Source organism: Pseudomonas sp. CFBP 13602, from assembly GCF_014842725.1.
GTDB classification, from domain to species: Bacteria; Pseudomonadota; Gammaproteobacteria; order Pseudomonadales; family Pseudomonadaceae; genus Aquipseudomonas; species Aquipseudomonas baltica.
This window is the reverse complement of record NZ_JACYVT010000006.1, coordinates 150850-177213: the sequence shown is the minus strand read 5'-3', so window position 1 is coordinate 177213 and position 26364 is coordinate 150850. Positions and strand designations below refer to the sequence as shown.

At 61.2% G+C, this 26364-nt stretch carries 23 protein-coding genes and 2 pseudogenes; 12 read left to right on the top strand and 13 right to left on the bottom strand.

Annotated features, from left to right (window positions below; translation table 11 throughout):
* Window positions 1-25: 25 nt before the first annotated feature.
* The 5 genes and pseudogenes from IFU31_RS14205 to IFU31_RS14185 all read right to left on the bottom strand — a co-directional run bounded on the left by IFU31_RS14205 (window position 26) and on the right by IFU31_RS14185 (window position 4657).
* A complete protein-coding gene (locus tag IFU31_RS14205) occupies window positions 26-553 on the bottom strand; it encodes a GNAT family N-acetyltransferase (RefSeq protein WP_240998783.1) in 528 nt (175 codons plus the stop codon).
* A gap of 72 nt (window positions 554-625) precedes the next feature.
* Window positions 626-1576 (bottom strand): annotated as a pseudogene (locus IFU31_RS14200) (GNAT family N-acetyltransferase); the annotation flags it as partial.
* A 21-nt stretch (window positions 1577-1597) separates the two neighbouring features.
* Window positions 1598-2035, bottom strand: a pseudogene (locus IFU31_RS14195) (NUDIX hydrolase); the annotation flags it as partial.
* 73 nt (window positions 2036-2108) lie between these two features.
* Window positions 2109-2522 carry an NUDIX hydrolase gene (locus IFU31_RS14190; protein WP_122477614.1) on the bottom strand — a complete coding sequence of 138 codons (414 nt, stop codon included), beginning with the start codon at window positions 2520-2522 and terminating at the stop codon, window positions 2109-2111.
* Between the two features lie 35 nt (window positions 2523-2557).
* Window positions 2558-4657, bottom strand: a complete 2100-nt coding sequence (locus tag IFU31_RS14185) for a TonB-dependent receptor family protein (RefSeq protein ID WP_192059773.1) — start codon at window positions 4655-4657, stop codon at window positions 2558-2560.
* 285 nt (window positions 4658-4942) lie between these two features.
* Between IFU31_RS14185 and IFU31_RS14180 the strand changes: the two genes are divergently transcribed.
* Entirely contained in the window at window positions 4943-5242 is a 300-nt protein-coding gene (locus IFU31_RS14180; protein ID WP_185793154.1) for a type II toxin-antitoxin system HigB family toxin, read from the top strand.
* On the top strand, window positions 5242-5592 hold the full coding sequence (locus IFU31_RS14175) for a helix-turn-helix domain-containing protein (RefSeq protein WP_122477607.1): 351 nt from the start codon (window positions 5242-5244) through the stop codon (window positions 5590-5592). Before IFU31_RS14180 ends, IFU31_RS14175 begins: the two co-directional genes overlap by 1 nt.
* A 116-nt stretch (window positions 5593-5708) precedes the next feature.
* Here the strand turns inward: IFU31_RS14175 and IFU31_RS14170 are convergent, their stop codons facing one another.
* Window positions 5709-6737, bottom strand: a complete 1029-nt coding sequence (locus IFU31_RS14170; RefSeq protein WP_122715619.1) for a hypothetical protein — start codon at window positions 6735-6737, stop codon at window positions 5709-5711.
* Window positions 6738-6951: 214 nt separating this feature from the next.
* Here IFU31_RS14170 and IFU31_RS14165 point away from each other — a divergent pair, with 214 nt between their 5' ends.
* Window positions 6952-8106, top strand: a complete 1155-nt coding sequence (locus tag IFU31_RS14165; protein WP_192103354.1) for a MalY/PatB family protein — start codon at window positions 6952-6954, stop codon at window positions 8104-8106.
* A gap of 281 nt (window positions 8107-8387) precedes the next feature.
* Here IFU31_RS14165 and IFU31_RS14160 read toward each other — a convergent pair whose 3' ends face one another.
* Complete coding sequence (locus IFU31_RS14160) at window positions 8388-9116, bottom strand: DUF72 domain-containing protein (protein ID WP_446731039.1); 729 nt, start codon at window positions 9114-9116, stop codon at window positions 8388-8390.
* A gap of 11 nt (window positions 9117-9127) precedes the next feature.
* Window positions 9128-9553 carry a DNA methylase gene (locus IFU31_RS14155; protein WP_122477603.1) on the bottom strand — a complete coding sequence of 142 codons (426 nt, stop codon included), beginning with the start codon at window positions 9551-9553 and terminating at the stop codon, window positions 9128-9130.
* Between the two features lie 195 nt (window positions 9554-9748).
* On the opposite strand from IFU31_RS14155, the gene IFU31_RS14150 reads away from it, so the two are divergent.
* Both IFU31_RS14150 and IFU31_RS14145 read left to right on the top strand, forming a co-directional pair.
* Window positions 9749-11746 carry a peptidase U32 family protein gene (locus tag IFU31_RS14150; RefSeq protein ID WP_192103350.1) on the top strand — a complete coding sequence of 666 codons (1998 nt, stop codon included), beginning with the start codon at window positions 9749-9751 and terminating at the stop codon, window positions 11744-11746.
* A 2-nt stretch (window positions 11747-11748) separates the two neighbouring features.
* Window positions 11749-12867: an HPP family protein gene (locus tag IFU31_RS14145; RefSeq protein WP_342214257.1), complete on the top strand. Its 1119-nt coding sequence runs from the start codon at window positions 11749-11751 to the stop codon at window positions 12865-12867.
* Here IFU31_RS14145 and IFU31_RS14140 read toward each other — a convergent pair.
* Window positions 12864-13100: a hypothetical protein gene (locus IFU31_RS14140; RefSeq protein WP_192103346.1), complete on the bottom strand. Its 237-nt coding sequence runs from the start codon at window positions 13098-13100 to the stop codon at window positions 12864-12866. The two genes, IFU31_RS14145 and IFU31_RS14140, sit on opposite strands and share 4 nt — an antisense overlap.
* Before the next feature lie 214 nt (window positions 13101-13314).
* Here IFU31_RS14140 and IFU31_RS14135 point away from each other — a divergent pair, with 214 nt between their 5' ends.
* The 4 genes from IFU31_RS14135 to IFU31_RS14120 all read left to right on the top strand — a co-directional run bounded on the left by IFU31_RS14135 (window position 13315) and on the right by IFU31_RS14120 (window position 18233).
* A complete protein-coding gene (locus tag IFU31_RS14135; RefSeq protein ID WP_192103345.1) occupies window positions 13315-14007 on the top strand; it encodes a type 1 glutamine amidotransferase domain-containing protein in 693 nt (230 codons plus the stop codon).
* Between the two features lie 228 nt (window positions 14008-14235).
* Window positions 14236-15441: a DUF1624 domain-containing protein gene (locus IFU31_RS14130; RefSeq protein ID WP_446731038.1), complete on the top strand. Its 1206-nt coding sequence runs from the start codon at window positions 14236-14238 to the stop codon at window positions 15439-15441.
* A gap of 214 nt (window positions 15442-15655) precedes the next feature.
* Window positions 15656-17899: a putative bifunctional diguanylate cyclase/phosphodiesterase gene (locus IFU31_RS14125; protein ID WP_122477592.1), complete on the top strand. Its 2244-nt coding sequence runs from the start codon at window positions 15656-15658 to the stop codon at window positions 17897-17899.
* Window positions 17900-18014: 115 nt separating this feature from the next.
* Complete coding sequence (locus IFU31_RS14120) at window positions 18015-18233, top strand: hypothetical protein (RefSeq protein ID WP_192103341.1); 219 nt, start codon at window positions 18015-18017, stop codon at window positions 18231-18233.
* 19 nt (window positions 18234-18252) lie between these two features.
* On the opposite strand, the gene IFU31_RS14115 is transcribed toward IFU31_RS14120, so the two are convergent.
* From IFU31_RS14115 to IFU31_RS14100, 4 genes are read right to left on the bottom strand one after another with little or no spacing between them, the layout of a single operon-like run.
* On the bottom strand, window positions 18253-19128 hold the full coding sequence (locus IFU31_RS14115; protein ID WP_192103338.1) for a transporter substrate-binding domain-containing protein: 876 nt from the start codon (window positions 19126-19128) through the stop codon (window positions 18253-18255).
* Complete coding sequence (locus IFU31_RS14110) at window positions 19125-19886, bottom strand: amino acid ABC transporter ATP-binding protein (RefSeq protein ID WP_122477586.1); 762 nt, start codon at window positions 19884-19886, stop codon at window positions 19125-19127. The genes IFU31_RS14115 and IFU31_RS14110 overlap by 4 nt, the downstream gene beginning before the upstream one ends.
* Window positions 19883-20542 carry an amino acid ABC transporter permease gene (locus IFU31_RS14105; RefSeq protein ID WP_122477585.1) on the bottom strand — a complete coding sequence of 220 codons (660 nt, stop codon included), beginning with the start codon at window positions 20540-20542 and terminating at the stop codon, window positions 19883-19885. Before IFU31_RS14105 ends, IFU31_RS14110 begins: the two co-directional genes overlap by 4 nt.
* A complete protein-coding gene (locus IFU31_RS14100) occupies window positions 20523-21188 on the bottom strand; it encodes an amino acid ABC transporter permease (RefSeq protein WP_122477583.1) in 666 nt (221 codons plus the stop codon). The genes IFU31_RS14105 and IFU31_RS14100 overlap by 20 nt, the downstream gene beginning before the upstream one ends.
* A 394-nt stretch (window positions 21189-21582) precedes the next feature.
* Between IFU31_RS14100 and IFU31_RS14095 the strand changes: the two genes are divergently transcribed.
* The 3 genes from IFU31_RS14095 to tal all read left to right on the top strand — a co-directional run bounded on the left by IFU31_RS14095 (window position 21583) and on the right by tal (window position 26360).
* The gene (locus IFU31_RS14095; RefSeq protein ID WP_192103336.1) at window positions 21583-23754 is read left to right on the top strand and encodes a TonB-dependent siderophore receptor; all 2172 of its coding nucleotides are present in this window, start codon (window positions 21583-21585) and stop codon (window positions 23752-23754) included.
* 469 nt (window positions 23755-24223) lie between these two features.
* Window positions 24224-25234: a tRNA dihydrouridine(20/20a) synthase DusA gene (gene dusA, locus IFU31_RS14090; protein WP_192103334.1), complete on the top strand. Its 1011-nt coding sequence runs from the start codon at window positions 24224-24226 to the stop codon at window positions 25232-25234.
* Between the two features lie 196 nt (window positions 25235-25430).
* A complete protein-coding gene (gene tal, locus IFU31_RS14085) occupies window positions 25431-26360 on the top strand; it encodes a transaldolase (protein WP_122477480.1) in 930 nt (309 codons plus the stop codon).
* Window positions 26361-26364: the final 4 nt, after the last annotated feature.

Sequence of the window (26364 nt, the reverse complement as noted above, 5' to 3'; positions counted from 1 at the left end):
ACTGCATGAAACCTACCTCGCTCAGTCAAAGACGGCCGCTGTACCGGACTTCTTGCAATTTCGTCCCGCCGCGTTCGAGCGTTCGTCGTGTTTCCGGCTCCTCTGCAAGTCCAGCAGCTTGATAAAACCTGATCGCCCGTACGTTTTCGACCAGTACCCACAGCGTGACTTTTTCATAGCCCTGCTCGGCCAGCCAGGCCAGGGCTGCCAGCCATAACCGCCGCCCCACTCCTGAGCCCCAATGCTCGGCGAGCACATACAAGGCCATCACTTCGCCTACCTGTTGAGGGTCTGCATCGTGGTCGCGGCTGGGCCCGAACGATATCCAGCCAACGACAGCGTCCGCCAACGAGGCGACCTGCACTTGCGAATCGTGCCCCGTGATGCTCTGTTCCCAGTTTGCCTGTCTCTGCAGCAAGGTCTGGTCCAGTCCGTGCAGATAAGCTTGATCCATCAAACTACGATACGCCTGCTGCCAACTGCGGATATGCACATCGGCGATCTGCGCCGCATCTTCGAATGCTGCAGGCCGCACTACGGGCCAGTTGAACACCAGCGTGTCACACACCCCGAAGACATCCGATCGACGATCACCGACCAGGGTGCGAACCAGGCGAAACCCGGCCGACTCCGCGAGCCGGCGGCTGGCGGCGTTGGCTGAAGACGTCGTCAGGTACACACGTGTTCCAGGCAACTGGGCAATCAGTGCCGTCAATGCTTCGCGCACCAAACCCCGGCCCTGCAACGATTGGTTCGCCCAGTAGCCTATTTCGTGGGAGCCATCGGCCTTGGGGGTGAAGCCGATACACCCCACCAGTTGCTGCGGGTGCTCGCGAGTCAGCAGGAAGAACTTTTTCTCCGCATCGTGGCGGACGAAATCGCTCTGCGCTCGCTGCAGGGTGTCCAGCGTATCGGTCAGCTCCCAGCGGGGCCGGCTCCAAACCAGAAACAGACGATGGGTTTCGTAACTCGCGTTCAAGGCATCCGCCAAGAGCTGTGCCAGGGCAACATTCGGGGCGACTATTTCAAGACGAGGCGTCAGCAGCGGCGTCTGCACCAGAGGCGGGATCAACTGGGTGCGATAACGCACCAGTGACAGAGATTCCCCATCCTCAACCACCGTTCGCTCGCTGCCAGGTTCGCGGACGAACCCAATGGCCTGATAGAACCCGATTGCCCGCTCGTTCCCCGCCAATACCCACGCGGTCACGTCGGTGTAGCCGTCGCGCGTGAGGTTTTCCTGGATGACCTCCCACAACTGGCGACCCAGACCTTGCGACCAGACCTCGGGCAGCAGATTGATAGCGCGCAGTTCGGCCGTAGCCGAACCCGCCTCAGCATCCCTGCTGGGCCCGAAAGAGGCCCAACCCAGGACTTGCCCGCTTCGCTCGATCACCCACAACGACATTGTCCGCTGAACGATCGCCTCGCGTAGCACGTTTGCCCGCTGCTCCAGCTTGTCTTCAAGCGCCAGCAGGTAGGACGGTGAAAGAAGGTCTTGGTAGGCCGCCTGCCAGGCGGCCAGATGAACGCTGGATAAGGCGCGCGCATCCGTGCTGGCGGCAACGCGAATCACCACGGGCGAGGCAGCGCTGTCGGACTTCGAAAGCAACTCTTTCAGGTTCTCGGGCCACACGGTTTCTTGCGTAGACTGGAGTTCGTCAGCAGACCACCAGCGACACTCGGCGACGACTTCGACTTCCTGCGGGGTCCACCCTTCACGAGACAGCTCCTGCAGTAGGACGCGTACGGCAAAATACTGCTCCAAGCCAAGTACATATTCTCCATCAGGCATCTGCATCACAAAATCCCGCTCGGCGACAACAGGACCTGCCGTCACAACGTGAATTCCGGTTTCCTCGTGTAGCTCCCGTATTGCCGCCGACGCGAAGGATTCACCTTCCTCGACGCCACCGCCTGGCGTGGCCCAATAGTCCTGCCCCGCCAACGGTCCGGCCGTATGGTGAAACCTGAAAAGAAGAACCCTCCCTTCTGGATCTATCACCAACCAGCGCGCTGCCTTGCGCTCTCGCATGTCATCCTCTCTCTCTGCTGTAACTGCGTTAAATCCTGCAGACGGTGTGTGCTGAGCCTACAGATCCCAGAAATCATTCGCGACAGGTTTCGACCGCCAACCGGCTACGCAAGAAATGCAGTGCGTCTCTGAAAGTCTTATGCCATCGCTCATCGGGCTGGCTGGCAAGCCGGTGCCAGAAAAAACGAAAACGATGTCCTTGGTCGTCCTGACAATAATGCACCCAGTGATCCGCAAGTTCACCAATGGCTTCGCATTGATGAAACATCCATATCTCACCGGTGCCTGTGTACTGCCAAGTACCCAAATCAAGCACCACCCTTGCTCGAATGCCCGCCTCTTCGAACAATTCGCGACCAGCCGCCGCGGCCGAAGTCTCACCCTCCTCTACGGTCCCTTTCACCAACTGCAGCCCTGCTAGAGGGTGCTCGAAGGCGAGAACCTCCAAGCCTTCTCTATAGCGGATGACCACCGGGCAAGCCTTCATTCGAGTCCCTCATGCATCGTCAAAGCAGGGCCCTATCAAAACCGAAACGCAACGCCAGTCGTGACGTTGAACGCATCCCCCGGATAGAAGTTGGCAGAATCCTGCCCGCGGGCGTCGTAGGTGGTGTTGGCCGCGGTGGCGTAGCGTTCGTCGGTCAGGTTGCGCATGTCCAGGAACACGTCCCAGCGTCTGCTCGGGGCTTCGAAGCCTACGCGGGCGCCCAGAATGGTGTAGGACGGTGCGCTGAAACTGTTGGCGTAGTCGACGAAGTAACTGGAGGCCGAACGCAGGTTGAGCTGGGCGTAAAAGCCTCCGGCCTGTTGGTACTGAAGCTCGGCCTGGTACACGTGGCGTGGCAGGCTGGGCAGCTCGTTGCCGCCGAAGGTGTTGTCGTGGCGATAGTAGAAATCGTTGAAGGTGTAGGCTTGGCGCAGGTTCAGCGTATCGCCGTTGTCGCCTTCCCACAGCAGTGCATTCAAGCCCGCCTCGACGCCTTGGTGAATGGTTGGGCTGGCGTTGGACGAAGCCACCAGTTGGTCTTGATTGGCCGAGGCCTGACGCACCACCACGGACAGAATCTCGTCATCGATCCAGGAGCGATAGAAGGTCAGGCTGCCATCGAAAATCCCGGCACTGGCACGCACGCCCAGCTCGGCCGTGGTGGCCTTCTGCGGTTTGACGTCGCGTATGAACGGCGAGCCGGTGCTGCCCAGCTGCCAGGTCACGGGCGGGTCGATGGAGCGGCTGACGTTGCCGAACAGCTGGATGTCTGGAGTCAGTTCATACCGCAGCCCCAGCCGCGGCGCGGTGTCCCATTCGGAGTAGTTCACGCCATCGGGAAACTCGCTGGTGTTCACCCCGGTGGTGTATTCGATCTCGGCCTTGCGCTTGATGTTGATGAACGAAAGCCCCGTGGACAGCCAGGTTCTGTCGTTGAGCTGCAACTCGTTGCCCAGCGCCAGCACGCTGTCGCGCGAGCCGGTGTACTTTGTGTACTGCAACAGTTGCCCGGTGCTGCGGCTGTGGGATTTGACATCGCCCAGGTAGGCCAGGGTATTGCTGAAGGTGATGCTGCTGTCGCTGGGCAGGCCGAACAGTTCATCGTGGGCGCGGCGATAACGCAGCACTACGCTGGTGTCCTTGGAGCGCCAGTCCTGCGGCGAGACCGAATACCGCCAGCCGTTGAGCAACGGGTAGTCGTTGTAACCCAGGCCCACTTCCAGGGTCGAGTCGTCGTCGAACCTGTAGGTGGTGTTGCTGCCCAGCAAGGTGGTGCCGTCCTTCTTGCGACCAGTGGGGACGTCATTGCTGCGCGGATCGTGCTTGAGCTGCGCTCGGGTCAGGGTGTTGCCATTGGTGAGCTGTTCTTCGCGGTAGCGCAGGAAGAAACGCGTTTCCAGTTTGGGGCTGAACACATGGCCGAAGTTGGCGATCAGGTCGCGGCCCTTGTTGGCCGTATTGTCTTGATAGCCGTCGCGTTCGTTGTGCAGCACGCTGACGTAGTAGTCGCTGTCGCCGACCACGCCACCGGTACTCAGTTGCTGCTTGCGGTAGCCGAAACTGCCGACTTCGAACCGTGCGTAGTTGCCTGGGGACGTGCGTCCGGTACGGCTGACGAAGTTGATCGCGCCACCCAGCGACAGCGCCGTGTGCTTGAAGGCGTTGGCGCCGTACAGCACTTCGGTGTGATCGACTGCGGCCATGTTCAGCAGGTCTTCCTGAGTCCCGCCCGGCCCGGTGATCGGCAGTCCGTCGTAGAGGAATTTGATGCCCAGGGCATACCCCTGATAGAAGGTATTCAAACCCGAACCGCGAATCGAAATCTTGTTGGCACCGGTGCCGCTGGTGGCCTGCGCGAACACCCCCGGTTGTAGCGCAAGTACGTCTTCGGCATTGGAGGCACGGCCTTTCTCGACCTCTTTCATGTCGACGACTGCGGTGGTACCGGGAGTCTTGTCCAGTTCGACCTTGGCCTTTTGCGCCTCGCTGCGCGCCGCGCCCGTCACCACCACCGTGGACAGCTGCGTATCCTCCGCGTGGGCCAGACCCAAACTGGTGGCGGTGAACAATGCCACGCTGCTCGATACAAAAGCACGATATGAACCACTGGGCTTGCGGCCCGATGTTGAACCCATGAATGAAGCTCCTGAACGCTACGAAAAGAGAAGGAGCCTCTATTCGTATAGTCGCGCTCGCAGGGGGCTTCAGCAGCTATCGTGCCAAAGGTAAAACCCCATAGGCTGGGCTCGCGATAGCAGCGCAGCGATCGTTATCGTGCAACCTGTCCTTCTGCTGTTGGCTCAGCGACAGTACCGGCGGTGCAAAGGGATCGGTCGGGACACATGCGGCACCAGAACACCACTTGACCCTCATGCAATTGATCCAGAAAATCCTCCCAAAAAGGGAGATCCGCATCTATCATGAGAGTCATTGCCAAGCGAACATTGCGGGAATTCTGGGAGCGGAGCGGACACGGTGACGCGCAACGGCCGTTGATTGAGTGGCACAATCTCATGATCAACGCCAACTGGCTTACCCCTCAGGCGCTAAAAGCTGAGATCGGCACAGCGAGCATCATCAAAGCAGGCAGGGTCGTTTTCAACATAGCAGGCAACAAATATCGCTTGGTCGTAGCGATCGACTACAACCACCAGATTGCATGGTTAAAGTTCGTTGGCACTCATGCCCAGTATGACCAGATCGACGTGGAGACCATCTGATGAATCTCAAACCCATCCGTAACGAGACAGACCTTCAGAAGGCATTTGTTCGCATGGAGGAGCTGTGGGGTGCGCAGCCCGGTACTGCTAGTGCCGACGAATTGGAAGTCCTCGCTATACTTATCGAGAAATACGAGGACCAGCATTACCCTATCGGCCCGTCCAATCCTATCGAAGCGATAAAATTTCGAATGGACCAGCAAGGCCTGAGTATGCGCGATCTGGAGCCCTTCATCGGCTCGAGTGGGCGTGTGTCTGAGGTATTGAACGCCAAACGCTCCTTGAGTCTTGCGATGATCAAGCGCCTGCATGTCGGGATGAACATTCCCTACGAAAGCCTACTGGGCTAGCCTTTCTTCAGTCGAATGTTACTGGCTTCGAATCGCATGTTCGTAGCCCAAGAAAAAGCCCACGCTGACCAGGTCAGCGTGGGCTTTTCTACAACCGTGTTATTTGCGCAGATCAATTAGACCGCAGCAACAACCTTGGCAGGTGGCTGAGTGCGACGACCCAGTACACCGGCACCGGCCGATACCAGACCCGAGATCACCAGGGTGATCAGCAGGATCCAGGCGCCTTGCGAAACACGCTTGGCAGCCACTTCGGCAGCTTCACGGGCTTTCTGCTCGGCCTGAGCCTTCAGCTCTTGATACTTGGCGTAAGCCTGACGATAGCTGGCCTGAGCCTGATCGACGATCTGGTTGGCTTCGGCGTCGGTCTTGTTGCCACGAGCCTTGATCAGATTGACCAGTGCTTGACGGTCGGCAGCATCCCAAGCCTGGTCACCCTTGGCCTTGATGCGGTCCATCAGACCACCCAACTGGTTGTCGGCTTGCTGAGGATTCTCGGCGCTGCGCTGAGCAGTGTTCTGAGCATCCTGCTGAGTAGCCTGAGCTTCCTGCTTGACGTTGTCGGGGTTCAGTTCGGCTTTGCCGGTCTGACGCATGGCCAACTCGATTTCACCCTGGATATCGTCCAGGTTGAAGTCGATGCCCTGTGCGCGCAGTTGATCCTGGATCTTGTCGCCCAGCGCTGGAGCTACTTGGGCGATACCGCTACCCAGCGCCGACATGCCGCTGCCGGCCAGGTTCAGGCCGCCACGGACGACACCGGTGACTGCACTGGACACCAGGTAGACGGTGATCAGCGAAACGCTTGCCCATACCAGCAGACCGTGAAACGCGCCTTCGCGCTGTGCCAGACGACCTGCAGCCCAACCACCTACGAACAGCGAAATGACGGCGCTGACAACTACCCAGATGCCGGCACCGGTACCGATCCCGGACAGCGGATTGGCTTCCTGCATCGGATCGATGGTGGCCGTACCGATGGCCGTACCCAACAGGTTCAACAACAGCGAAACAACCATGGCCAGTACCACACCGGCCAGAATGGCACTCCACGAAATTCGCTTGAGCAACGGCGCGGTCGTGGCGTGGTCATGGTAGACCGGGGTGGTGTAGCCGTCTGGAGCGATACGGTCATCGCGGATCATGATGGTAGTCCTTGGGGTCAATGGCAGAGCGGGTATGAGCACCCGCTTACTGCAATGACCCAGGCGCAAGTGAAAAAGTTTGAAAAAAACCCTGAATATCTTTTTACGTACGAATGTGCCATATCGTCCGCCATCGGTAGCCTGTCACCTTTGCGCTGAGTAGTATGCCGCTACAAGCCCTTCAATTTTCACGTATTGCAGCCCCGAGCACATGATGAGCACAGACCTGGACACGCTGTTCGACCGCACTGGCACCAGCAGCACCAAATGGAGCCGCTACCCGGAAGACGTGCTGCCCATGTGGGTGGCCGACATGGATTTTGCTGCGCCACCGGCAGTCATCGAACGGCTGCAGGCGCGGCTGTCGCACCCTGTCCTGGGTTACAGCATGCCGTCCGAAGCGCTGCGTCAGGTGCTGGTCGATTACCTGCGCGATCACTATGACTGGCAGGTGCAGACGCAGGACATCGTGGTCCTGCCCGGCGTGGTTCCGGGGGTCAACATGGCCCTGCATGGTCTGGTGGCCGAAGGCGCCGGCGTGGTGGTGCATACGCCAAACTACCCGCCGCTGCGCGAAGCGGCCGGGCACTGGAAGATGCGCAGCATCGAAGTCCCGCTGACCGCCGATGCGCAAGGTGAATGGTCCTGCGACCCGCACCGCCTGCAACAGTCGCTGGGCGACAGCGCAGCGTTCATTCTCAGCAATCCACACAATCCGCTGGGCAAGACTTATTCGCGCGACGAACTCCAGGCCATCGCCGACACCTGCGTAGCGCAGAATGTGTTGATCATCAGCGACGAGATCCATGCCGACCTGCAGTTCGACGGCCGCCGTCATGTCCCGATTGCCTCGCTGTCGCCTGAGGTCGCCGAGCGCACCATCACCCTCATGTCAGCCAGCAAGACCTACAACGTGGCCGGGTTGAAGACGGCCTTCGCAGTGATTCAGAATGCTGAGTTGCGCGCGCGCTTCGATGCTGCGCGGGTGGGCATGGTCGACAGCGTCAACCCGCTGGGCATGGAGGCTACCCACGCCGCGTATGCGCAGCCAGGCGAGTGGCTGCAGCAGTTGAAAATCTACCTGCAGGGTAACCGCGACTATCTGCTGGAAACGATTCGCGCGCGCCTGCCGGGCATCGTCGTCCATGCGCCGCAAAGTACCTACCTGGCCTGGCTGGACTGCTCGGCCCTGGGCCTGGAAAACCCGCAGCGCTTTTTCCTTCAGCAGGCGCGCGTGGGGTTGAGCGCCGGCACGGATTTCGGTGCAGGCCTGGAACAGTTCGTGCGGCTCAATTTCGGCTGCCCGCGCTCGCTGCTGACCGAAGGCCTCGCCCGCATCGAACGCAGCCTGCAAAACCGCCCCCTGTAGCAGCGGCGCGAGCCGCGTCCGGCTTCAACCCATTCACCCAGACACACCGCAGGTACCGCCGACGCGGCTCGCGCCGCTGCTACACGCACAGCAGCCGCATCCGCACCCGACGCACCCCCTGTAGCAGCGGCGCAAGCCGCGTCCGGCCTCGACGCGTTCACCCAGACACACCGCAGGCACCGCCGACGCGGCTCGCGCCGCTGCTACACGCACAGCAGCCGCATCCGCACCCGACGCACCCCCTGTAGCAGCGGCGCGAGCCGCGTCCGGCTTCAACGCGTTTACCCAGACACACCGCAGCACCGCCGGGGCGGATACCGTATATCCAATGCATTGGCGAGCGCGGCGCCCGAGGCGGTGTTGTCGAACACACACCAGACCTCGGCGTCTGCGGCGGCCTCAGCCAGAATCACGCGCAAGCGTGAGAGATATTCGGCGTCGTACGCGTCGTGGTAGATGCGCGGCGAGCCATGCAGCCGCCAATATCGGAAGCCGCGCCAGCCACCGGGGGTGGGGTCGGTGGCGATGCGCGAAGGATCGACAGCCGCCTGCGCAATACGCTGCGCCTGCAGCAGCGGCTCGGCCTCGACCCAGGAAAGGTGACGAGGCTCGACCACCACCGGCCCGACAAATCGCTCGCGCAGGCAACTGAAAAAGTCCTCGGCAACCTGAGCGTCGAACACCAGCGAAGGCGGCAACTGCACCAGCAGGCAACCGAGTTTGTCGCCAAGCTGTCCGCACTGCGCCAGGAATTCGTCCAAGGCCACAGCGCACTCTTCAAGCCGCTGCAAATGAGTGATCTGTTTCGGTACCTTGACCGAGAAGCGGAAATCATCGGGCACCGAAGCCGCCCATCGCGCATAAGTCTGCGGCCGGTGCGGACGGTAGAACGAGCTGTTGATCTCGACACAGCTCAACTTCGACGCGTAGCGCTGCAGATGGGTACCGTCAGCCGCGAAGCGCTCGGCATGTTCGCGTGACAGGCTCCAGCCGGCGCAGCCTACCCGTATGGAGTGACTGTTCAAAACAGCACCCCGCCCGCCTCGCGCATGAAAATCTCGACGGTTTTGGGCCCGACACCCTCGAACGCTTCCAGCTTGCGTTCGAAGTCACGGCGATCCGTGCTTGCCGCGCGCATCCCACCGATCGTACCGTCATACTCGGCTTGCAGTTTTTTCGCCAAGGCGCTCAAGCGCGTTGCGGTACTTTCGTCATAGCGCACGTAATGCGCCTCGCCCAGCATGGCCACCAATTCGCGGTGCGTGCAATTGCTCAGCTTGCGGGGCGTGTCGCGGTTATGTTTGTCGACCAGCACCCGATAGGCCTCCACGGCAATGTCCGCCTGGATCCGCTTGCCCATCAGAAAGCTGGCCAACAACCATTTGAACAGGCCGTGTTGCTCGTTGATGTCGATACCCAGTTCATGGGCGGTAACGTGCTTGCTCATCGGCAGGGTCCCCCATCGGCGTCATGCAGGTAAGGTTAGGTAGACGCTGGCCACGGCCGACAGGTTCGATCCGCCTGCATGCCAGTCGACCCCAGCCAGCGCCCGCGAACGGCGCCGCGACGCGCGGACCGTGCCGTCCCGCTCATTCGCCGCTACAATGGCGGCCTTGACCGTGATGACTCAGACCAGAAAAACATGTCCCTGCCCAAGCACCACCTCGAACTGCTCAGCCCTGCACGCGACGTCGCCATCGCCCGCGAAGCCATCCTGCACGGCGCCGATGCCATCTACATAGGCGGCCCCAGCTTCGGCGCGCGTCACAACGCCAGCAACGAGCTGAGCGACATCGCCGAGTTGGTGACCTTCGCTCGCCGCTATCACGCGCGAGTGTTCACCACGCTCAACACCATCCTGCACGACAACGAACTGGAGCCGGCCCGCAAGCTGATCCACCAGCTGTACGACGCCGGGGTGGACGCCTTGATCGTGCAGGACCTGGGCGTCATGGAACTGGACATCCCGCCAATCGAGCTGCACGCCAGCACCCAGACCGACATCCGTACCCTGGCTCGGGCCAGGTTTCTCGACCAGGCCGGGTTCTCCCAACTGGTGCTGGCGCGCGAACTGGACCTGAGCGAAATCCGCGCGATCGCCGCAGAAACCGACGCGGCTATCGAGTTCTTCATCCACGGTGCCCTGTGCGTGGCCTTCTCTGGTCAATGCAACATCTCCCATGCGCACACCGGGCGCAGCGCCAACCGTGGCGACTGCTCCCAGGCCTGCCGCCTGCCCTACACCCTCAAGGATGACCAGGGTCGCGTGGTGGCTTATGAAAAACACCTGCTGTCGATGAAAGACAACAACCAGAGCGCCAACATTCGTGCGCTGGTCGAAGCCGGCGTGCGTTCGTTCAAGATCGAGGGCCGCTACAAGGACATGGGCTATGTGAAGAACATCACTGCCTACTACCGCCAGCGCCTCGACGACGTATTGGAAGACCGACCGGACCTGGCCCGCGCCTCCAGCGGCCGCACTGCGCACTTTTTCGTACCAGACCCGGACAAGACTTTTCACCGCGGCAGCACCGATTATTTCGTCAGCGAGCGCAAGATCGACATCGGCGCGTTCGACTCGCCGACCTTCACCGGCCTGCCGGTGGGGCTGGTGGAGAAAGTCGGCAAGCGCGACATGCTGGTGGTCAGCGAGCAGCCACTGTCCAACGGCGACGGTCTGAACGTGCTGGTCAAGCGCGAAGTCGTGGGTTTTCGCGCCAACATCGCCGAGCTCAAGGGTGAGTTCGAAGAGGACGGCCACAAGCGCTACCGCTATCGGGTCGAGCCCAATGAGATGCCTGCAGGGTTGTTCCAGCTAAGGCCCAACCACCCGCTCAACCGCAACCTGGACCACAACTGGCAGCAGGCACTGCAGAAGACGTCCGCCGAGCGGCGCGTAGGCCTGGCCTGGCTCGCTCAGCTGACCGAGCAGCGCCTGCAACTAACCGCTACCAGCGAGGAAGGCGTGCGCGTGGACGTCACGCTGGAAGGCCCGTTCGGCCCGGCCAACAAACCTGAGCAGGCCCTGGAGCAGTTGCATGACCTGCTGGGTCAACTGGGCACCACCCAGTACCATGCGACGGCCATCGAACTGGATGCGCCGCAGGCGTTCTTCATTCCCAACTCGCAGCTCAAGGCGGTGCGCCGCGAGGCCATCGAGGCGCTGACGGCCGCGCGTGTCCAGGCCCATCCACGTGGCAGCCGCAAGGCCGAAACGACGCCGCCGCCGGTTTATCCGGAATCGCACCTGTCGTTCCTGGCCAACGTGTACAACCAGAAGGCCCGCGACTTTTACCTTCGGCACGGGGTCGAGCTGATCGATGCCGCGTACGAGGCCCATGAAGAGCTGGGCGAAGTGCCGGTGATGATCACCAAGCACTGCCTGCGCTTCTCCTTCAACCTGTGCCCCAAACAGGCCAAGGGGGTGACAGGCGTGAAAACCAAGGTCGCGCCCATGCAGCTGATTCACGGCGACGAAGTGTTGACGCTCAAGTTCGACTGCAAGCCGTGCGAGATGCACGTGATCGGCAAGATGAAGGGGCATATCCTCGACCTGCCGTTGCCGGGTAGCGGAGTCCACGTGGTCGGTCAGATCAGCCCGCAGGACTTGATGAAGACCATCCGCCGCGCCCCGCATTGACAGTGCTTCGACTGCGCGCACTCTGGCCCAGCCGCCAACCGATCAACGCTCGAGAAAAATGGCGCGCCTGCATTGGCGCGGCACTGGGCGTGCTGGTGGTCTGCACCTTAGCGGCGCTGGGCCTGCAAGGACACTGGGCTGCCGAACACGGCGCACTGGGACTGGCCATCGTGGCGCCCATCGGCGCCAGCGCGGTGCTGGTGTTTGCCCTTCCCGCAAGCCCGCTGGCACAGCCTTGGTCGGTGGCGGGCGGCAACACCCTGAGCGCGCTGGTGGGCGTTGCTTGCGTCAAGTGGATCCCCGATCCCACGTTCGCTGCGGCCCTTGCAGTCGGCCTGGCGATCGCACTGATGCTCGCGGCCCGCTGCCTGCATCCACCCGGCGGCGCGGCGGCGCTGCTCATGGTGGTGATGGGCTGCGAGCAGTTCACCTACGCGGTGAATCCGGTGCTGATCGATTCGCTTCTGCTGGTCGCCGCCGGGCTGATCTACAACAACCTGACACGTCGGCCATGGCCCCATGTACCCGCCACCAGCACGCCGTCCAACCCTAGCCGTTTCAGCCATGCCGACCTCGACGCCGCACTGGTGCACTACAACCAGGTGCTGGACGTTGATCGCAAAGATCTGCAGGCACTGCTCGAGCACGCCGAGGCATCAGCGTACCAGCGCAACATGGGTGAGCTGCGCTGCGCCGAAGTCATGAGTCGCGAACCGATCACCGCACGCCAGGAAATGCCGCTGCGCGATGCCTGGGCGCTGATGCGCAAACACAAGATCAAGGCACTGCCGGTCATCGACCGACAGCGTCATCTGCTGGGCATTGTCACAGTGGCCGATTTCATGCAACAACTGGATCTGGATGCCCATGACGGAGTGGCCTGGCACCTGCGTGCCCTCCTGCGGCCCCGCCGGAACCAGCCGACGACGAACCTCGTCGGGCAGATCATGACGCGTTCAGTACGCGTAGCCAGCGCGGACCGCCTGCTGACCGAGCTGGTGCCGGTGTTCTCGGAAAATGGCCATCGGCACATCCCCATCATCGACACCGAACGCCATCTGGTCGGCATCATCACCCAATCCGATCTGATCCGCGCTCTGTATCGGGCCGTGAGGGCCTAGCGCACGACGCCTTCGGTCACTTCGATGTCGGTCAGCCCCATGCGCGCCGCCTGCTCGAGAACCTGCTCGTCGGTGTCCTCTGCAGTGGGCATCACCAAGCTGTTTTCGCCGTCGCCGAAATGCAATTGGAGCAGATGCATCACGATACTGTGAAGACTCTGTTCGACCTCGGCCGGTGGGGTCCAGCTGCGCGGGGCGCCGTTGAACAGGTATCGCACGGTTGCAGTTGCCATTGGCCAAATCCTCTCGATGGTGGACGCGAGCCCGTTCTGGAAGGCCGCAAAGGGTCGGTCCTGAAGGAAATGACTGGGGTGATGCGCCAGCGTTCCATCCGACCCAAAGCGTACCAGACGCGGATTGTCTTGAACGTCTGCGGCCAAGTGCTTTCAGAAAACAGAACCGGGCAATGCGATGCGTTGCGTCCCTATACCTGCTGGAGAAGTTTGCATGAAGATCTTGATGGTTCTGACGTCCCACGATCAACTGGGCGATACCGGCAAGAAAACCGGCTTCTGGCTGGAAGAATTCGCCGCACCCTACTATGCCTTCGTCGATGCAGGTGCCGAAGTGACCCTGGTCTCGCCCAAGGGTGGCCAGCCACCGCTGGACCCCAAGAGCGACGAGCCGGATGCGCAGACCGACGCCACCCGCCGCTTCGCCCAGGATACGCAGGCTCAAAAGATGTTGGCTGATACCTTTCCCCTTGGCGAGGCCGACCCTTACGACTTCGATGCCGTGTTCTACCCAGGCGGCCACGGGCCACTGTGGGACCTGGCCGAAGACACCGATTCGAAAACCATCATCGAAGCCTTCTACGCCGCCAACAAACCCGTTGCAGCTGTGTGCCATGCGCCTGGGGTGTTCAAGAACGTCAAGTCGCCGGACGGCGATTCCATCGTCAAGGGCAAGAAGGTCACCGGCTTCACCAACTCCGAGGAAGAGGCGGTCGGGCTGACGGATGTGGTGCCGTTTCTGGTCGAAGATATGCTCAAGGCCAATGGCGGCGAGTACTCCAAAGGTCCGGACTGGGGCAGCTATGTGGTCGAAGACGGTCACCTGATCACTGGCCAGAACCCTGCGTCTTCCGAAGCCGCCGCCCAGGCGCTGATCAAGCGCCTGCAACAGGAAGAAAGCGCCTGATTGGAGCATTCTCGATACCCAGCGTTGTTCTTTTCGCGGGCAGAGCCCGCTCCCACACATGGGCTCATCCCCTGTGGGAGCGGGCTCTGCCCGCGAAGCTTTATACGGTCTATCTAACGCACCGCTGCGCCTTACTTGCAGCTGGGGCGGTTAGACGCGTCATGCCATAACGATTTCCAATCCTCACGTTATATCGTAACATTAGCATCCCGATTTATTTTTGGATGCATGCCCATGGCCGATGCCGCCGCTTCACCACCCTTCCCCGGCTCGCTTTCCACTGCCTCGACCCAGGCGGTGTCACGCACCCGCATGCTCGCGATCGACGCATTGCGTGGACTGGTCATGCTTTTCATGCTCGTCGACCATGTCCGGGAAACCTTCTTCCTCCACGTGCAAGTCAGCGACCCCATGGATCCGCTGAATACCCCGCCCGAGTTGTTCTTCACCCGTATCAGCAGCATGGTCTGCGCGCCTGTGTTCGTCTTCCTCACCGGCCTCTCTGCCTGGCTGTACGGGCAGTCTCACAGCCCTCGGGAAGTGTCGATTTTCCTGTTGAAACGCGGCCTGTTCCTGGTTTTCCTCGAACTCACCCTGGTCAACTTTGCATGGAACGCGACACTGGTTCCGACCACCCTGTGGCTGCAAGTGATCTGGGCCATCGGCCTGAGCATGATCGCACTGGCGGCACTCATTCACATGCCGCGCACCGCCCTGGCGATCGTGGGCGCGGTCATCGTCGCCGGACACAATCTGCTGGACGGCATCGTCCTGACCGCCGACTCGCCGTTCTTCGAGATCTGGTCGATCCTGCACCAGCGCGCGTTCCTGGAAATCACCGAATACACCCGCGCCCGCACCACCTACCCCATCCTTCCGTGGATCGGCCTGATCGCCCTGGGCTACTGCGCCGGCCCTTGGTTCGCCCGCGGCGCCGACCCGGCACGACGCCAGCGCCTGCTGCTCAATTGGGGGATTGGCCTGATCCTGGGCTTCATCGCCATTCGCTATCTCAACGGCTACGGCGAAAAACCCTGGAGCGTGCTGGACGACAACGTGCGTACCTTCATGAGCTTCATGTCGCTGACCAAATACCCGCCGTCGCTGCTGTACCTGATGCCCACCATGGGCGCAGGCTTGCTGCTGCTTGCATTGTTCCAGCGCCTCGAAGGCCGACAAGTGCTCAAGGTGCCGTCGCGCTACGGTGGCGCACCAATGTTTTTCTACGTACTGCACCTGCTGGTGCTCAAGGCGATGTACCTGCTCGCCGTGCAGATCTGGGGTTTGAACCAGGGCAAGTACTACGGTTTCGACAGCCTGGGCGGAATCTGGCTGTGGACTGCGGTGCTGGCCATTGCCCTGTACTTTCCCACTCGTTGGTTCGCGCAGCTCAAACAGCGTCGGCGCGACATCGGCTGGCTGAAGTACTTCTGAGCGCGTTCGAGTCGCGCCTGCGTTACCGCTTGAACCGGGTAGACGACCGCTGATCGCCACCCTGCTCTCTTGCGCCGATATTTGAACGCATGGATGCACTTTAACGACTCTGGAGCAGTCCGACGGGAAGGCGTGGTATCACTATCACAATGATGTCAAAATGACATCGAGTGACAGGAGGTCGCCGTTTCTCGTCCTTGTCTGGGTCCTTCACATGCTCGCAGCTGTCCCTGAAAAAGATTCAAAGCACACCGCTCTTCAAGGTCTGGTTCAGGCGGCAGCGGCCATCACACACTGTTGCGGCGCCCTGCTCATCGAAGGCGCACCCGGCGCCTGGCACGTGACTGCCGCCTGCGGCACGACGCGCGAAGTGCCGGTCGATGCCGCCACCGAGTCCTGGCTGCGCATGCTGATGTCCTACGGCGACGTGGTCGACATCGGCGACGGCTCGCCTTTCATCCATTCGATCCCGGATTTTCTCGGTTCGCTGGCGGACACCTACCGCGTGTGCATCGCCGTCAAAGACCACAGCGACGCGCTCGTCGGCATCGTTCTGCTGGCGCTGACGCCACCGTTCAAGTTGCTCAGCGCCGCCCAGATCTACGCACTCAAGACTCACTCCGTTGCTCTCTACCACTCGGCGCCGTCCCTGCCGGTGGCCGCCAGTACCGGTCCTGCCGGAGTGATCGAGCGTCTGCGCCTGCTCGAATCGGTGGTCGTTCATGCCAAAGATGCGATCCTGATCACCGAGGCCGAGCCGATCGACCAGCCCGGCCCGCGGATCGTCTACTGCAACCCGGCCTTCCTGGCCACCACCGGGTTCAGCCTGAAAGAAATCGTCGGCAAGACGCCGCGTATCCTGCAGTGCGAGGAAACCGATCGCGGCACCCTGGATCAGATCCGCAGCGCCCTGTCCACGTGGCAGCCGATCGAAGTCGAACTGATCAACACGCGCCGTGACGGTACCCGCTTCTGGGTGCAGCTGAGCATCGTGCCGGTGGCCAACGAAAAAGGCTGGTTCACCCATTGGGTGTCCGTGCAGCGTGACATCACCGAGCGCAAGGAAGCCGAAGAAAGCCTCAAGCAGGCGCAGATCGACCGCGAGGAACAGGTAGCGCTGCGCTCGCGCCTGGTGGAGCGTGAACGAATCCAGGAAGAGCTGACCTACGCCGCCTTCCACGACGACCTGACCCGGCTGAAGAACCGCGCCTACTTCATGGCCAAGATTCAGGAAGTGTTCAACCTTGACCATGCCGAGCGCGAAGCGGCAGTGCTGTACATGGACCTGGATCGCTTCAAATACATCAACGACGGCATGGGCCACCGTGCCGGTGACATCCTCTTGCAGATCGTGGCGCAGCGGCTGGAGTCCTGCCTGAACGGCAACGCCGTGCTGGCGCGCATCGGCGGTGACGAGTTCGCCATCCTCCACACCGGCAATGACTCCAAGCACGCTGCGATAGAGACCGCGCAACGGGTCATCCAGGCGCTTGGAGTTGCCGTCGACGTCGAGGGCCAGGCGATCTTCACCTCCTGCAGCGTCGGCATCGTCACACTCGACGCCGCTCACACCAGCGCCGAAGACCTCGTCCGCGATGCCGACGTCGCCATGTACGCGGCAAAGAAACAAGGCCAAGGCAAATGGACCTTGTTCGACCTGTCCATGCGCCAGGCGGCGGTCGATTTGCTGCTGATGCGCAACGCGCTCAAGCACGCCTTGGCGCGAGAAGAGTTCTACCTGGTCTACCAGCCAATTTTTGCCGCCCGCTCGCGCCGCATCGAAGGCGTGGAAGCGCTGGTCCGCTGGCAGCACCCCGTGCTCGGCAACGTGCCGCCCGACGTGTTCATCGCAGTGGCGGAAGACATCGGCATCATTCATGAAATGGGCCGCTGGGTCATGCAGACCGCCTGTGCCGAGCTCAAGCGCTGGAACGCCAATGCGGCCTGCACACTGAAGCTCAACGTCAACGTCTCGGGTGCCGAGCTCAACCATGTCGGGTTCGTGGCAAAGGTCGCGGAAATACTGAAGGACACCTCCTTCAGCGCCCACAACCTGCAGATCGAAATCACTGAATCGGTCTTCCTCAACGAACCGGAAACCGTGGCGATCGCCCTCGCCGACCTGCGCGAGCTGGGCGTACACATCGCGTTGGATGACTTCGGTACCGGCTACAGCTCGCTGGGCTACATCGACCGCTACCCGATCGACTCGATCAAGATCGACCGCTCGTTCGTCACGCGCATGATGACCCACAGACGCACCATCGCCATCGTCACCAGCATCCTGTCGCTGGGCAGCGCCTTGGATGTCGACATCGTCGCCGAAGGCGTGGAAACCCAGGACCAGCTGGACCGGCTGCAGGCATTGGGCTGCCCGTTCGTCCAGGGTTACCTGCTCAGCCCACCGCTGCGCGGCGAGGAAATGAAGCAGCTGATGGCAGCGCGCAACGATACCTGAAAGCTACCGCGCGCCTGATCACATCAGGCGCGCGGCGGTGGAGGCATGTTCGCAGGTGGATAGCTTTTGAAAACGGATCGAGGCTAAGCTGCGCGCTCTACGGAAGGAGTCTGGAATGAAAACACTGTCTGCACTATTGATCTTGGGCGTACTGAGCGGCTGTGCCTCCTACAGCGACCAAGGCACCGGCGAAGGCGGTCGCGAGATCGGCAGCAAGGGCTACACGGTGCGCTGTGACGCCACGCCCGCCAATCAACCTGGCTGCTATTCTCCGCCGCCCTCCTATTCGTGGAATTTCATGAAGAATTTCCATCTCAAGCTTGGGCAGAACTGATCCGCAAGATCGGCCGCCTTCACGGCTTCAAGCGACCTCCCTCCACGATGACCAGATTAGGGTCGGTGTCCGCTGGCAAGTCCTTGCGCACGTACTGGTCATAAAGCTTGAGCAGGGCTTTCTCTTCACCCAGCTTGGCCAATTCGTCGTTCACCCAATCGCGCAGCTCGGTGTTGCCTTTCTTCACGGCCGGTGCGATAGGCGCCTCATCGCCCAGCTTCTGGGCGAGTACGCGGTAACCGGGGTTCTGTTTGGCCCAGTTGAACAGCACGAGGTTGTCCTGGGCATAGGCGTCGCCGCGGCCGCTGGCCAGGGCTTGCAGTGATTCGGAGTTCTTTTCGAACTTGAGCAGCTTCCAGTCAGGGTGATTCTTGGTCAACCACAGATCGGCCGTGGTGCCGGTGGTGACGATGGTGGTCTTGTCGGCCAGGTCATCGAGCTTCTGTACGCTGCTGCCGTCCGCCACCAACGCCTGCACGGCGACACGCAGGTTCGGGTTGGTGAAGTCCACCGCCTGGCTACGCTCGGGTGTCACGGTCATGTTGGCCAGGATCAGGTCGACCTTGTCGCTCTGCAGAAACGGGATGCGGCTGGCCGGCTCGACGCTGACGAACTCGATTTTCTTCTCGTCACCCAGCAGGTCCTTGGCGAAGCGCTTGCCCAGGTCGGTGTCGAACCCGACGTATTCGCCCTGCTCATTGACGAAACCAAAGGGCGGTTTGTCGCTGAACACCCCGACGATCAGCTTGTCGCGGGCCTTGATGGTTTCCAGGTAGCTGGTGGTAGGTTTCGCCGTCGCGGCTGGGGTGGCGGCCTTGGGTTCGGCCGGTTTATCGCAACCGGCCAGCAATCCAAGAGCGAGTACGGGTAGAACCAGGGCAGTTTTGAAGTTCACGATGCTTTCCTTTTCGGCATGTTTTCTACGTAGGAAAACCTTTCCAGGAACTGCTGCGCGCGTGCGGTCTGCGGGGCGCTGAAGAAGGTTTCGGGATCGTTCTGTTCCGCGATACGGCCGCGGTCCATGAACAAAATGCGGTCGGCCACCGCGCGGGCGAAGGCCATTTCGTGGGTAACGATGAGCATGGTCATGCCGCCCTGCGCCAGGTCGAGGATCACCTCGAGGACTTCCTTGACCATTTCCGGATCCAGCGCAGCGGTGACTTCGTCGAACAGCATGACCTTGGGGTTCATGCACAGTGCCCGCACAATGGCGATCCGTTGCTGCTGGCCGCCCGACAGCTCGCGGGGGTAGGCGTTGGCGCGTTCGGCCAGGCCAACCCGAGCCAGCAGCGCCTCGGCCTGCTGCCGCGCTTCCTGGGCATCGCGCTTCTGCACTTGCAGCGGCCCCAGCAGCACGTTCTGCAGCACGGTCATGTGAGGAAACAGGTGATAGCTCTGAAACACCATGCCGATCTGCTGACGCACGCGGCGCCAGTCGGCATTGGCAGGCAGCAACTGCCCATCGAAAGTGAAGGTACCGCTGTGGCCCAGTTCCAGGCCGTTCAGGCAGCGCAGCAATGTGCTCTTGCCGCAGCCGCTGGGGCCCAGGATCACCACCACCTCGCCTTCGGTCACCCGCAGATCGATGTCAGTCAGCACCGGTGTATCGGCGAATTTCTTGCTGAAGCTTGCGAGTTCGATCAATGCGCTCATGCGTGATTCCAGCGCCGTTCAAGCACGCGGGAAGCGGCCGACAGCGGATAGCAGACGATAAAAAAGAAGACAAACAGGAAGCCGTAGATCAGCACCGACTCGTAGGTGCGCTCGATGATCTGCTGGCCCACCTTGGTGATGTCGACAACGCCGATCAGCACCGCCAGCGAACTGGTTTTGAGCAAACGGGTGCAGACGTTGATGACCGGCGGCGTGAGTCGCTTGAGCGCCTGGGGCAGCAATACCCGACCGTACAACTGGCCCAGGCCCAGGCCGATGGCCAGTCCTGCCTCGCGCTGCCCGCGGGGTATAGAGCGCAGCGCGCCACGCACGACTTCGCCAATCTCGCTGGCGCCCCACAGCGACAACACCAGCACCGCGCACCAGAACGCAGGCAGGCTGACGCCGAAGAAGATTGGCAGGCCAAAGAAGAACAGGTACAACCAGACCAGTACCGGAATGGCGCGAAACAGCTCCAGGTAGACCCTCAGCGGCACGTCCAGCCAGCGCTTGCCCAGGCTGCGCAGCACGCCATAGAACAGGCCGCCGACACTGCTGAACACGATCGCAAGCGCGGAAATACCCAAGGTGCGACCGGCCCCGGTCAGCAGTTGAGGTGCCGATACCCAGAGCAGCTCAAGACCCGAACTGGCCATGTTGGAGCCTCCTTTCCAGCAGGCCCAGCAGCAACGACAGCGGCAAGAACAACAGCACGCACAACCCGGTCATCACTGCCAGCATCTCGTAGGTCTTGTAATACAGAGCGATGTAACTCTTGGTGGTGTAGAGAATTTCCGGCACGGCAACGGCCGACACCACCGTGGTCTCCTTGAGCAGGAACACGAAGTTGGCGAACAGCGCAGGCAAGCTGAGAATGCCTGCCTGGGGCAGCACTACATGGCGCAACAGCTGCCAGCGCGACAGACCGATGGACAGGCCAGACTCGATCTGCGACTTGGGCACCGCTTCGATGCCCGCGCGCAGTATTTCGGTCAGGTACGCACCTCCCATGAACGTCATGGCAATGACCGCCGCTGCGAAACCGGAAATCCGCACGCCCAGAGCGGGTAAGGCGAAGTAGATGAAGAACAGCTGAATCAGCAGCGGCGTATTCCGCGCAAGCTCGACGTATAGCGGCACGAGCCGATGCAGCACCGGGACCCGAAACGTGGCGATGGCCGCGTTGAGCACCGCGACGGCAAGTGAGCTCAGGATTGCGATCAAGCCGACTTGCAAAGTGACCCCCACGGCGCGCGCAAAAGCGGGAAGCGTGGACAACGCGAACGCGTAGTCGAAGGTCATCGGTTGACCTCCAGACGTGTTGAAATAGATAAAGCGAACATCGGAAAGCGCCTGCGTCTGGCTTGCGGTCGCTGAGTGTAATCGACCGTTTTCAATCCAATTAATACTGAATAAACATAAGCTTAGACAGTGATCGTCAGGCCCCTCTTGCGTGGCGGACTTGACGGTCATGATCGCCACTAGCGCTTGTAGTGACAGTGAAAGAGGGCAATGCGAGGCGCCCTGCCCTCGGGTCGAGCATCTAAGGGGTGTAGCTTTCCAACAGATATTCGCAACAAAATATGAATAATAACCATTCCTATTTGTTACAGTTCTGCTTGTGCTGATCGTCGAGACGGAGGCGCGGCCTGATTTCGTCCCTCAGGCAAACAACGTTTAACGAACAGGAGTCCCCATGCCGGCAAAAAAAATCTTTGCCTATCACCCGCTGACACTGGCGATGCTACTCAGTGGCCCGCCACTGAGCACGGCCTACGCCGCCGACAGCGCCAGCGCTGCCATATCCAACGCCACCCTGGAGCTGCAGGAAACCACCATCGATGCCCAGGCCCTGGAAAACCCGAATGGCCAGATCCGTGGACCTGTGGCGACTCGCAGCACCAGCGCAAGCAAGACCGACTCGGCGATCAAGGATATTCCTCAGTCGATTTCGGTCATCACCCGCGACGAGATGGACAACCGCAAGACCGACACCTTGGCCGAGGCCTTGAGCTACACGCCAGGCGTGATCGCGCAGCCAGGCGGGTTCAGCCGTGTAGCCGACGACTTCGTGATCCGTGGCTTCAACGTCGGCTCAGGCACCGGCGGCATCCTGCGCGACGGGATGAAACTGCAAGGCAGCGTGTATGACGGAGGCATCGAGCCCTACGGCCTGGAGCGCGTGGAAGTGGTCAAGGGTGCTTCTTCTGTGTTGTACGGCCAACTGTCGCCAGGCGGTCTGCTCAACACCATCACCAAGCGCCCGACCGACACGCCCCTGCATGAAGTCAATGTCGAATACGGCAGCCATGCGCGCAAACAGTACAGCTTCGACCTAGGCGGCCCGATCGACGACGCCGGACAGTTCTCCTATCGCCTGACCGGCCTTTGGCGCGACAGTGGCACCCAGACCACCGATACCGACGACGACCGCCGCTACATCGCACCCGCCTTCACCTGGCGCCCGAACGAGAGCACCTCGCTGACGGTCCTGGCCAACTACCAGGAAACCCGTACCGGCTTTGCACCACCGCTGGATTTCGACCTGACCACCTCGTCCAGCACTCGCTACCCCAAGGTCGACCGCGACCTGTTCACCGGCGAGCGCGGCTTCGATCACTACAACAACTACTCGACCAGTCTGGGCTACCTGTTCGAACACGATTTCACACCCGACTTGAAAATCCGCCATTCGCTACGCCACTTCGAGGCGGACCTGAGCTGGGACTACATGCAGATCGCTGATACCGGCAGCGCCGCCCTGCGCAACCGAGGCCAGCTGGCGCGCCGAGCTAGCATCCGCCGCGAGCGCTCAGAAGGCTGGACCAGCGACAACAACATGCAATGGACCCTCGACAGCGGCCGCTGGCAGCACACCCTGCTGGCGGGCGTGGACTACTACCACAAGACCTACGACTCTCATCGCTTCGCTGACGCCAACTCCATGTTCAGCCCGGCCAATCCGGTGTACGGCGCTGCGACCAACGTCACAACCGCCAACACCGGCTCGGACCTGCACAGCGCTCAGACCGGCGTCTACCTGCAAGACCAGATCAAGTTCGACGACAAGTGGATTCTACTGCTGGGCGGTCGTCAGGATTGGGCCGAAAGCCGAACCTACAGCTTCGCCACTGGCGCTCGCACGCCGCGCGATGACAAGAAAGCCACCGGTCGTATCGGCCTGGTCTACCAGGCGGACAACGGGCTGGCGCCTTATGTCAGCTGGAGCCAGTCGTTCCTGCCGGCCAACGTCTTCAACGCCAACGCCAACACCTCGTTCGATCCGACCGAGGGCGAGCAGTACGAGATCGGCGTGCGCTACACGCCGCCCGGTACCACAGCGCTGCTGAGCGCCGCGGTCTACGACCTCAAGCAGAAAAACTCCCTGAGCACCGACCTCACCGGCAACACCGTGCAGTTCGGTGAAACCCGCTCACGCGGTGTGGAGCTTGAGGCGAAAGCGGAGATTACCGCGAACCTGAGCGCCACTGCGTCGTACACCTACACCGACGCGAAGATCACCGACGATGCGGTGTCCACCCGCGTAGGTACGCGCATCGACGGCGTGCCGTATCACATGGCCAACCTGTGGGCCGACTACCGCTTGACTGCCTTGGGCCTGCCTCAGGTCGTGGTCGGCGGCGGCGCCCGCTACCTGGGCACCAGCCGTACGTCCAGCTCGGACGCCAACGAGAAGGTCTCCGCCTACACCCTGTTCGACGCGAAAGTCACCTATGAAGTCGACAAGAACTGGACCGTGGCCATGAAGGCGCAAAACGTCGCCAACGAGAAGTACCTGTTCTGCAACGTCTCGTGCCGCTACGGCGACGAGCGAGCGCTGATCGGTTCGGTCAACTATCGCTGGTAAGGGCTGATCATTGACACGTCGACCAGCCTCTTTGGTTAGTATCAGGTTCGCCTGGTAGATTGGGCTTTGTATCTGTCACGCACTGGAAACGAAGAACACAGGTGTACGGCACACATGCCTATTTGAACCGGGCGTTCATTTCTTCCAGGCTCAAGGTCAAGTCAGTGTCTATGCCAGACAGACGTTCGATGGCCAGGCGTTCAGAACGCAGATCCTCAAGGTCATCCTGCAGCGCTTGATAAGCGACCTGTTTTCGCACGAACGACCTAGTGTCTTGGTAGACTTGTCTCCCGTCACGTTTCGTACGGAACCGACCCGCATAGCAAACACCTCGCCAGCCCTTTTTCGTCCTCGAATAGTGGCCCCGGCGAAAGTGGTTAAGGTCATTCTCACAGTGGTAAAACTTACCACTCACCCCACGAAAACGTCCGAAAACGCCCGAAAACTGGTACAAAACGCGCAGAGTAAAATGGTACAGAATGTAGCTGAAACGCCCGCCACGCCTAGCCTGGAGCCCTTCCGCCGCTTTAGCGTGGCACCCATGATGGATTGGACCGACCGCCACTGTCGCTACTTCCTGCGCCTGCTCTCGCGGCACACCCTGCTCTACACCGAAATGGTCACCACCGGCGCTTTGCTCAATGGCGATCACGAGCGCTTTCTGCGCTACGACGATGCCGAGCATCCCATCGCGCTGCAGTTGGGTGGAAGCACGCCGGCGGATCTGGCCGCTTGCGCGCGCATGGCGCAGGCGCACGGTTACGACGAGGTCAATCTCAATGTGGGTTGTCCCAGCGATCGTGTGCAGAACAACATGATCGGCGCCTGCCTCATGGCGCACCCTGCGCTGGTGGCCGACTGCGTCAAGGCCATGCGCGATGCGGTGTCGATTCCGGTCACGGTCAAGCACCGCATCGGCATCAATGGCCGCGACAGCTATGAGGCGCTGTGCGATTTCGTCGGACAGGTGCGCGAGGCAGGCTGCCGCAGTTTTACCGTGCACGCACGGATCGCCATCCTTGAGGGCCTGTCGCCCAAGGAAAACCGCGACATCCCCCCGCTGCGCTATGACATTGCCGAGCGCTTGAAGGCGGATTTTCCGGACCTGGAAGTGATACTCAACGGTGGCATCAAGACGCTGGAAGCCTGCGCCGAGCATCTGCAGACCTTCGATGGTGTGATGCTGGGACGCGAGGCCTATCACAACCCATACCTGTTGGCGCAGGTCGACCAGCAGTTGTTCGGCAGCGACGCGCCGGTGATCAGCCGTTTCGACGCGCTGCGGCAGATGCGGCCTTACATAGCCGCGCATATCGCGTCAGGCGGTGCCATGCACCACGTTACCCGGCACATGCTCGGTTTGGGTACGGGCTTTCCCGGCGCGCGCAAGTTCCGCCAGCTGCTGTCGGTGGACATCCACAAGGCCGATGACCCACTGGCGCTGCTCGATCAGGCCGGGGCATTGCTCGAAGGGCGCTGATCGCCCAACGACGCATCATTGGCCAAATTCAAGATTGGCCGGATTCAAGCGCATACTCGATCCATTGAACCGTCGCGCGGCGCGACACTCGAACGTAGGTCTTTCCGCCGCCCTCCCCCTGCTGCACGCCCTTGGCCCTTGAGCCGGACGCAGCGCTCGGGTAACGTCATTCATTCGCACAGGACAGAGCACGCTCATGACTTCCAAGCTGGAACAACTCAAGCAAATGACCACCGTGGTCGCCGATACCGGCGACTTCGACGCCATCTCCAAGCTCAAGCCGGTCGACGCCACCACCAACCCGTCGCTGCTGCTCAAGGCTGCCTCGCTGGAAGCCTACAAGGACATGCTGCGCAAGACCATCAGCGACAGCAACGGTGATGTCGGTCTGGCGTCGGACACTTTCGCGGTCGCCGTGGGTACCGGGATCCTCAAGGCCATCCCCGGCCGCATCTCCACCGAAGTCGACGCGCGCCTCTCTTTCGACGAGCAAGCCCTGCTGGCCAAGGCCAGCCAGATCATCGATCTGTACGAAAAGGCCGGTGTCGGTCGCGAGCGTGTGCTGATCAAGCTGGCCTCCACCTGGGAAGGTATCCGCGCCGCCGAGAAGCTGGAAAAGGCAGGCATTCAGTGCAACCTGACCTTGCTGTTCTCCTTCGCCCAGGCACAGGCGTGCGCCGATGCTGGTGTGTTCCTGATCTCGCCGTTCGTGGGTCGCATCTACGACTGGTACAAGAAATCCACCGGCCAGGAATACACCGGTTCCGACGATCCAGGCGTGCAGTCGGTAACGCGCATCTACAACTACTACAAAGCCAACGACTACAAGACCGTGGTCATGGGCGCCAGCTTCCGCAACATCAACCAGATCGAGCAGTTGGCCGGTTGTGATCGCCTGACCATCAGCCCGGAACTGCTGCACAAGCTGGCCGAAGATGAAGGCACGCTGGAGCAGAAGCTCAAGCCAGGCAATGCCGGTGAACCCAAGCAGATTTTGACCGAGGCGCAGTTCCGCTGGGCGTCGAACGAAGACGCGATGGCCACGGAAAAACTGGCTGAAGGCATTCGTCAATTCGCTCGCGATCAGGAAAAACTCGAAACCCTGCTGACTGCCAAGGTTTCCTGATTCC

What these genes read in the sequence shown, in the direction of transcription:
- IFU31_RS14125 (WP_122477592.1), top strand. Translation starts at nt 15,656, where the DNA reads ATGCTCGCAGCTGTCCCTGAAAAAGATTCAAAGCACACCGCTCTTCAA.
- IFU31_RS14190 (WP_122477614.1), bottom strand. Translation starts at nt 2,522, where the DNA reads ATGAAGGCTTGCCCGGTGGTCATCCGCTATAGAGAAGGCTTGGAGGTT.
- IFU31_RS14180 (WP_185793154.1), top strand. Translation starts at nt 4,943, where the DNA reads ATGAGAGTCATTGCCAAGCGAACATTGCGGGAATTCTGGGAGCGGAGC.
- IFU31_RS14130 (WP_446731038.1), top strand. Translation starts at nt 14,236, where the DNA reads ATGCCCATGGCCGATGCCGCCGCTTCACCACCCTTCCCCGGCTCGCTT.
- IFU31_RS14110 (WP_122477586.1), bottom strand. Translation starts at nt 19,886, where the DNA reads ATGAGCGCATTGATCGAACTCGCAAGCTTCAGCAAGAAATTCGCCGAT.
- tal (WP_122477480.1), top strand. Translation starts at nt 25,431, where the DNA reads ATGACTTCCAAGCTGGAACAACTCAAGCAAATGACCACCGTGGTCGCC.
- IFU31_RS14150 (WP_192103350.1), top strand. Translation starts at nt 9,749, where the DNA reads ATGTCCCTGCCCAAGCACCACCTCGAACTGCTCAGCCCTGCACGCGAC.
- IFU31_RS14100 (WP_122477583.1), bottom strand. Translation starts at nt 21,188, where the DNA reads ATGACCTTCGACTACGCGTTCGCGTTGTCCACGCTTCCCGCTTTTGCG.
- IFU31_RS14165 (WP_192103354.1), top strand. Translation starts at nt 6,952, where the DNA reads ATGAGCACAGACCTGGACACGCTGTTCGACCGCACTGGCACCAGCAGC.
- IFU31_RS14185 (WP_192059773.1), bottom strand. Translation starts at nt 4,657, where the DNA reads ATGGGTTCAACATCGGGCCGCAAGCCCAGTGGTTCATATCGTGCTTTT.
- IFU31_RS14170 (WP_122715619.1), bottom strand. Translation starts at nt 6,737, where the DNA reads ATGATCCGCGATGACCGTATCGCTCCAGACGGCTACACCACCCCGGTC.
- IFU31_RS14140 (WP_192103346.1), bottom strand. Translation starts at nt 13,100, where the DNA reads ATGGCAACTGCAACCGTGCGATACCTGTTCAACGGCGCCCCGCGCAGC.
- dusA (WP_192103334.1), top strand. Translation starts at nt 24,224, where the DNA reads ATGGTACAGAATGTAGCTGAAACGCCCGCCACGCCTAGCCTGGAGCCC.
- IFU31_RS14095 (WP_192103336.1), top strand. Translation starts at nt 21,583, where the DNA reads ATGCCGGCAAAAAAAATCTTTGCCTATCACCCGCTGACACTGGCGATG.
- IFU31_RS14135 (WP_192103345.1), top strand. Translation starts at nt 13,315, where the DNA reads ATGAAGATCTTGATGGTTCTGACGTCCCACGATCAACTGGGCGATACC.
- IFU31_RS14120 (WP_192103341.1), top strand. Translation starts at nt 18,015, where the DNA reads ATGAAAACACTGTCTGCACTATTGATCTTGGGCGTACTGAGCGGCTGT.
- IFU31_RS14155 (WP_122477603.1), bottom strand. Translation starts at nt 9,553, where the DNA reads ATGAGCAAGCACGTTACCGCCCATGAACTGGGTATCGACATCAACGAG.
- IFU31_RS14105 (WP_122477585.1), bottom strand. Translation starts at nt 20,542, where the DNA reads ATGGCCAGTTCGGGTCTTGAGCTGCTCTGGGTATCGGCACCTCAACTG.
- IFU31_RS14175 (WP_122477607.1), top strand. Translation starts at nt 5,242, where the DNA reads ATGAATCTCAAACCCATCCGTAACGAGACAGACCTTCAGAAGGCATTT.